This is a genomic window from Bradyrhizobium sp. PRIMUS42 (assembly GCF_023006515.1).
Classification (GTDB): Bacteria; Pseudomonadota; Alphaproteobacteria; order Rhizobiales; family Xanthobacteraceae; genus Bradyrhizobium.
In genome coordinates, this window is record NZ_JALBGZ010000897.1 from 1 (window position 1) to 2,207 (window position 2,207).

Genomic DNA, 2,207 nt, shown 5'->3' on the forward strand with positions numbered 1-2,207 from the left:
GCCGCCGCGGTGGCCCCGCACAAGCCGCGCATCGTGCCGGAGATCAGCCCGCGCCTGCGGCTCTCCGGCCTCGAGCCGTTCATCCTGACGGACGCCATTCCGTTCGTGAACGTCGGCGAGCGCACCAACGTCACGGGCTCGGCCCGCTTCCGCAAGCTGATCACCAATGGCGACTACACCGCCGCGCTGCAGGTCGCGCGCGACCAGGTCGAGAACGGCGCGCAGATCATCGACGTCAACATGGACGAGGGGCTTCTGGACTCCGAAGCCGCGATGATGACCTTCCTCAACCTCGTCGCCGCCGAGCCCGACATCGCCCGTGTGCCCGTGATGGTGGACTCCTCGAAATTCTCGGTGATCGAGGCCGGCCTGAAATGCGTGCAGGGCAAGCCGGTCGTCAATTCGATCTCGATGAAGGAAGGCGAGGAGAAGTTTATCTTCGAGGCCAAGATCGCCCGCCGCCATGGCGCGGCTGTCGTCGTCATGGCGTTCGACGAGGTCGGCCAGGCCGACACGTTCGCGCGCAAGACCGAGATCTGCAAGCGCGCCTACGACATCCTGGTGAACAAGGTCGGCTTCCCGCCGGAAGACATCATCTTCGATCCGAACATTTTCGCGATCGCGACCGGCATCGAGGAGCACAACAATTACGGCGTCGACTTCATCGAGGCGACGCGCTGGATCCGCCAGAACCTGCCGGGCGCGCACATCTCGGGCGGCGTCTCCAATCTGTCATTCTCGTTCCGCGGCAACGAGCCGGTGCGCGAGGCCATGCACTCGGTGTTCCTGTATCACGCCATCAAGGCCGGCATGGACATGGGCATCGTCAACGCCGGGCAGATGATCGTTTATGACGACATCGATGCCGAGCTGCGCCAGGTTTGCGAGGACGTCGTCCTCAATCGCGATCCGGGCGCGTCCGAGCGGCTGCTGGCGCTCGCCGAGAAATTCCGCGGCAACAAGACCCAGACCAAGGAAGCCGATCTCGCCTGGCGCGAATGGCCGGTGGCGAAGCGGCTGTCGCATTCGCTGGTGCACGGCATCACCGAATTCATCGAGCAGGACACCGAGGAAGCCCGCAAGGCCTCATCGCGCCCGCTCGACGTGATCGAGGGCCCGCTGATGGCCGGCATGAACGTGGTCGGCGATCTCTTCGGCGACGGCAAGATGTTTCTGCCGCAGGTCGTGAAGTCCGCCCGCGTCATGAAGCAGGCGGTGGCCTGGCTAATGCCGTTCATGGAGGAGGAGAAGGCGCGCAATCTCGCCAACGGCATCGGCACCGAAGGTTCATCGTCCGCCGGCAAGATCGTGCTCGCGACCGTCAAGGGCGACGTCCACGACATCGGCAAGAACATCGTCGGCATCGTGCTCCAGTGCAACAATTTCGAGGTGATCGACCTCGGCGTGATGGTGCCGGCTGCCAAGATCGTCGAGACCGTGAAAGCCGAAAAGGCCGACATCGTCGGTCTCTCCGGCCTGATCACGCCCTCGCTCGACGAGATGGCATTCTTCGCCGGCGAATTGCAGCGCGAAGGCCTCAAGCTGCCGCTGCTGATTGGCGGCGCCACCACGAGCCGCGTGCATACGGCCGTCAAGATCGACCCGAGCTATCGCGCCGGCCCCGTCGTGCATGTCAACGACGCCAGCCGCGCCGTCGGGGTCGCCTCCTCGCTGCTCTCGCCCGAGAAGCGCGAGGCCTATGCCGCCGAGGTCCGCGCGGAATACGCAAAAATCTCGGACGCGCATCTGCGCGCGCAGGCCGACAAGAAGCGCCTGAAGCTCGCGGCCGCGCGTGCCAATCGCGTGCCGGTCGACTTTGCTGCCAACAAGCCGGTGAAGCCGACCTTCCTCGGCATCCGCAGCTTCGACGACTACGACCTCGCCGAGCTGGTCGACTGCATCGACTGGACACCGTTCTTCCAGACCTGGGAGCTCGCCGGACGCTTCCCCGCCATCCTCGACGATTCCAAGGTCGGCGAAGTCGCGCGCTCGCTCTATGACGACGCGCGCAAGATGCTCGATACCATCGTGAAGGAGAAATGGTTCCGGGCGCGCGCGACGATCGGCTTCTGGCCGGCCAACGCTGAAGGTGACGACATCGTGCTCTACGCCGACGAGAGCCGCACGAAGCGCATCGCGACGCTGCACACGCTGCGCCAGCAGCTCGAGAAGCGCGAGGGCCGCTTCAACGCGGCGCTGGCCGACTT

General features: G+C 65.1%; 1 protein-coding gene. It reads left to right on the forward strand.

Annotation, left to right across the window (positions count from 1 at the left end):
- The coding region (gene metH / locus MOV75_RS35360) for a methionine synthase (protein WP_247007660.1) at positions 1-2,207 on the forward strand (2,207 nt) is incomplete at both ends.